Genomic DNA, 4,640 nt, shown 5'->3' on the forward strand with positions numbered 1-4,640 from the left:
CAGAGGTTTAGTGGAGATTAATTAATCTCAGTTTGCCCTAGTACTAGACGGCGGAAGTTTCCCCGCTCACTGAGCGGAGTCGAAGTGAATACCCACTCTATTTATGCCATAGACTACTAGTTCAGTCACGATCGATTTAAGAAACCCCACCTAGTAACTAGGTGGGGTTTTTTAGTGAAGCTATATATAAATATTTACTGATAGTTATAAATATTTGTTGAATAGAGAGCGGCTGAAATCTATGTGGTGGGCAGTGCCCACCCTACTTTTACCTTTTACCTTTTACCTTTTACCCATTACCTTTTACCTTTTACCCATTACCTTTTACCTTTTACCCATTACCCTTTGAAAGCCTACATATCGTAGCCAAACAAATTAGCATTGACCTCATCGAGATTGATATCAGCTAGCCCATATTCTCGCCAGCGTCTGTCTACCATCGCTGCGACTGTGGGATCGGATTCCAATTGTTCGCCCCATGCCGCATCGGTTTCTGGATAAACTTTGGTCGTCGCATCGATGCCCATCCGGCTTCCCAGTCCGACTTTTGGGGTGGCAAAGTCGAGTTTATCAAATGGGGTATCGGGGATGATAAAGACATCGCGTTGGGGGTCAACTTTAGAACTAATCGCCCAGACGACTTGGCGCGGGTCGCGGATGTTGATATCTTTATCGACAACGATGACGAACTTGGTATAGGTAAATTGGGGTAAGGCACTCCAGAAGGCAAGCGCGGCGCGTCTGGCTTGTCCCGGATAGGCTTTATCGATCGAAATAATCGCCGCTTTATAGCTCAATGCCTCCATCGGTAGGAAGAAATCGACAATTTCTGGTACCTGTTGGCGCAGGATGGGCGTATAAATCCGGTTGAGCGCGATCGCCATCATTGCTTCTTCTTTGGGCGGACGACCGCTGAAGGTAGTAAGATAAATGGGATCTTTGCGATGAGTCATGCAATTGAAGCGAATCAACGGGCATGATTTGGATTGATTGTAATAGCCCATGTGATCGCCAAAGGGGCCATCGACCATTTCTTCCCCAGGTGTAATCGTCCCTTCGAGGACGAATTCTGAGTCGGCGGGGACTTCTAGATCTACTGTCTTACATTTGGCTAGTTTGACCCCACCGCCGCCATAGATCCCCGCAAATAACCACTCAGAGAGATCGATCGGAATTGGCGTCGCCGCTGCCATAATTACCAGGGGATGTACGCCGAGTGCGATGGCTATTTCTAATTTTTTACCCCGTTCGGCAGCTTTGCGGAGGTGACGCGCACCGCCACGAATGGATAACCACTGGACGGTCATCGTATTTTTAGATTGCAACTGAAGTCGGTACACGCCGATATTGGGCGTCCCGGTTTCACAATCTTTGGTAATTACCAATCCCAAGGTAACAATCTTGCCCGCATCGCCACTGTAAGGGCGAATTAAGGGCAGGTTATTGAGATTTAGGTCATTTCCCTCGACGACTACCTGCTGGCAGGGTGGAAAGTAATCTCGGCTGGGTTTGGCTTTGAGAACGTCAAATAATACTTTGCCAAATTCGACAGCTTGAGCGACTTTCTTAGGCGGCTTGGGCTGCTGGAGCATCGCCAGTTTTCGCCCCAAATCCTCTAGTTCCTGGGGTTTCTCCATATTCATCGCCCAGCAGATTCGCTCCACCGTGCCCATGATATTTACGGCAACAGGATACTTTGCTCCTTTGACATTCTCAAATAGTAAGCCAGGGCCGCCACATTGCAGCATCCGATTGGAGATTTCGGCAATTTCTAAGTCGGAGTCTACGAGTGTCTTGATTCGTCGTAGTTGTCCCCGTTTTTCGAGTACCTTTAAAAATTCTCTGAAGTCCTCCGCCATGCGATCGCCCAATGTAAAGTTATGTCTCTATTGTAAGGGGATCGGGGGGTGGAGGTAAGAGGTAATGGGTAAGAGGTAAGAGGTAAAAGGTAAGAGGTAAGAGGTAAGAAGAATACTGGAACGCAGTTCTATTCCCTATTCCCTATTTCCTATTCCCCAAAGCCTAAAGCCTAATCCCTAATTCCCCTTTTGCATCCGCAAGCTATAAAAGGCGTAAATATCAAACAATGCGCCGACAAAGCCGCAGACTAAGGCGATTGTTAACATGCCTTGGACAGCACAGCCGCCACCAAAGGTATCGAGAAAAGCCAGTAACATATTAGTGGGTATTTGACCGATCGCGCCCAAACCAGGAATACAAGTTAATAACCAAGTGCTAGCCAATGACCCTGACATCAGGAGCATGGGAGCCAAAAAACTCAATAGCACGGCTAGGAATAGAGAACGTAGAAAGTTTGATAACACGATCGTAAAACCTCACCCGCCTGATGGCTGAAAGAACTTTCTCAACAAGATGCTGTAGCTGTGGCGTTCGTAATCGGTGCTTTATTCAGGATTTCGCCAAGACTACTAGGCGGAGCGCCCGACCGTGTCGCACTTTTCATCGTGCGAGATCTAGCACATCCATACATCATAAATTAGGAAATTGGCTAGAGTCTGAATCTGTGAGAAATCTTAAAATATCATTAAACTTTTTGATAATCGATCGAGAATCGACACATAAAGCCTGTAGTCTAAGCTAGGTATAATGTTTTACTACTCTACTGGGGTCGATCGCGGGGGTCGATCGCCAAAAGTGGATCTGACGATCGGGCGGGGAGACCGTTACAATGAGAGAAGGAATACTAACAACTTGCCAAATCCTGAGAGAGTAATAGCGGCTATTCTCATAAAGTATTGTGAAGAGTGGGGTAATCTTTAGAAATAGAAACAAGTAACTTTTTTACAGAACTACCTTGACGATCGTCAGCAACTACCAGACTCGGATATCCAAAGCTATGGGGAACCAATACTCATCACAGAATACCAACCTACTGCGGCAAATCTTCACCAACATTCAGCCCGATAGTTGTCCGAAGCATTACAATTTTCACATGCACACCAATTGCTCCGATGGTAAGCTCACACCAGAAGATCTGATGGCGCAGGCCGTAAAAATCGGACTGCAAGGCATAGCTATTACAGATCATCATTGTGTTGACGGTTATTATCGGGCGGCACAATGGTTAGCCATGCAAGTAGCCAGCGAGGATAGCGCGAATTCGGCAGCTCCAGCGCTCCAATTGTGGACGGGAATAGAAATTACTGCCTATCTGCCGCCTGTAGATGTACATATCTTGGGCTATGGCTTCGATCCGCTTGAGCCGAGTCTGGCTCCCTATCTGACTGGGCGCGAACCTAGAGGTGTGGATGCCCGCGCCGAACGCGTCATCGCCGCCTTACATCGCGCTGGAGCGATTGTCGTCCTAGCACATCCCGCGCGATATCGTAGATCGCCCGAAGAACTAATTCCGACGGCAGTATCGCTTGGTATCGATGGGGTAGAGACATATTATGCGTATAATAATCCCAATCCTTGGATTCCCAGCTTCGAGCAAACTGAGACAGTCAAACGCCTAGGCAATAGTTATAATTTGCTGCATACCTGTGGCACAGATACTCACGGACTGAACTTATTACAGCGCCTCTAAGTAAGAGTTGTGCTTTATTTAGCAATCAAATAGTGGAATACTGAGTCGGATGGAGCCGGGAAGTGATGAAGCGATCGACTGGAAATAAAAAGTCTAAACCCGCTGCTCACAAAGATTGTGACGTATATGGGCGAGACTTAAGTAAAATCGCTAATTGCCAATCCGATCGTAGTTGTTTATGATGAGTGATTAGGGATATTATACCTCTACTGAATTAGATGTCTTTAAATTCGACTAAGCTTCTCAATGGTCAAGCTTCAAGTATAGACACAAATTCTATACGTGGACTGCTCGAAATGACACAGTCAACACCAGATGCCGAACATCCAGAACTAAAGCTCGATCGTGAAGGCGGTCATGGACTATCGATGCCAGTGACACTCACGCTACCAGCCCCTAGCGGCTCCGCTCAGCTTGAAAACCGCTGCGACTTACCCACTGAAGATATTCGGGTAGCCGCACTTAAAGCCACACTAGAGCGGCATCGTGGCGATCGTCAAATCGTCTTGCTGCAAGACTTCCCCGATCCTGATGCGTTGTCTGGAGCTTGGGCGTATCAACTGATTGCCAAGCAGTATAATATCAATTGCGATCTGGTCTACGCTGGCGCTCTGAGCCATCAAGAAAATATCGCCCTCGTCAAACTGACGGGACTACCGACCAAAAAGATTTCGAGTGCTAGTCTCAAGGAAAAAGATCTCGCTCACTACCAAGGCTGCGTCCTAATTGATAATCAAGGTACCACCTGTCAACTATTAGAAATAGTTCGTCAAGCTGGCATCCCGATTACCGTCATTATCGACCATCACAGCCTCCAAGAAGACCTTAACGCCGAGTTTGTCGATATTCGTCCCTCGACTCGCGCGACAGCCACGATCCTGACACAATATCTCCAAGCAGGATTGCTCAAACTCGATAGCAGTATCAGCGAGCATGTCAAATGTGCCACCGCACTGATGCACGGCTTACGCTCCGATACCAACCGCCTGATGCAGGCGCAGGAAGAAGACTTTTTAGCGGCGGGATATCTGAGCCGCTTTTATGACGCCCAACTGCTCAATGCCATCCTCCAAGTATACCGATCGAAACG

Annotated in this window: 4 protein-coding genes; 2 read left to right on the top strand and 2 right to left on the bottom strand. The window is 47.5% G+C overall.

The features are described from left to right. Nucleotides 1-353: 353 nt before the first annotated feature. Nucleotides 354-1,859: a UbiD family decarboxylase gene (locus RMO52_RS12270; protein ID WP_310414500.1), complete on the bottom strand. Its 1,506-nt coding sequence runs from the start codon at nt 1,857-1,859 to the stop codon at nt 354-356. 177 nt (nt 1,860-2,036) lie between these two features. After that, nucleotides 2,037-2,324, bottom strand: coding sequence for a hypothetical protein (locus tag RMO52_RS12275; protein ID WP_309742291.1), 288 nt, complete (start codon nt 2,322-2,324; stop codon nt 2,037-2,039). 533 nt (nt 2,325-2,857) lie between these two features. Here RMO52_RS12275 and RMO52_RS12280 point away from each other — a divergent pair. After that, on the top strand, nt 2,858-3,550 hold the full coding sequence (locus tag RMO52_RS12280) for a PHP domain-containing protein (protein WP_309742292.1): 693 nt from the start codon (nt 2,858-2,860) through the stop codon (nt 3,548-3,550). 296 nt (nt 3,551-3,846) lie between these two features. Continuing rightward, on the top strand, nt 3,847-4,640 hold a 794-nt coding region (locus tag RMO52_RS12285), incomplete at its 3' end, for a bifunctional oligoribonuclease/PAP phosphatase NrnA (RefSeq protein WP_396134961.1).

The organism is Chamaesiphon sp. OTE_8_metabat_110 (genome assembly GCF_031382685.1).
Taxonomy (GTDB): domain Bacteria; phylum Cyanobacteriota; class Cyanobacteriia; order Cyanobacteriales; family Chamaesiphonaceae; genus Chamaesiphon.

What these genes read in the sequence shown, in the direction of transcription:
- RMO52_RS12270 (WP_310414500.1), bottom strand. Translation starts at nt 1,859, where the DNA reads ATGGCGGAGGACTTCAGAGAATTTTTAAAGGTACTCGAAAAACGGGGA.
- RMO52_RS12280 (WP_309742292.1), top strand. Translation starts at nt 2,858, where the DNA reads ATGGGGAACCAATACTCATCACAGAATACCAACCTACTGCGGCAAATC.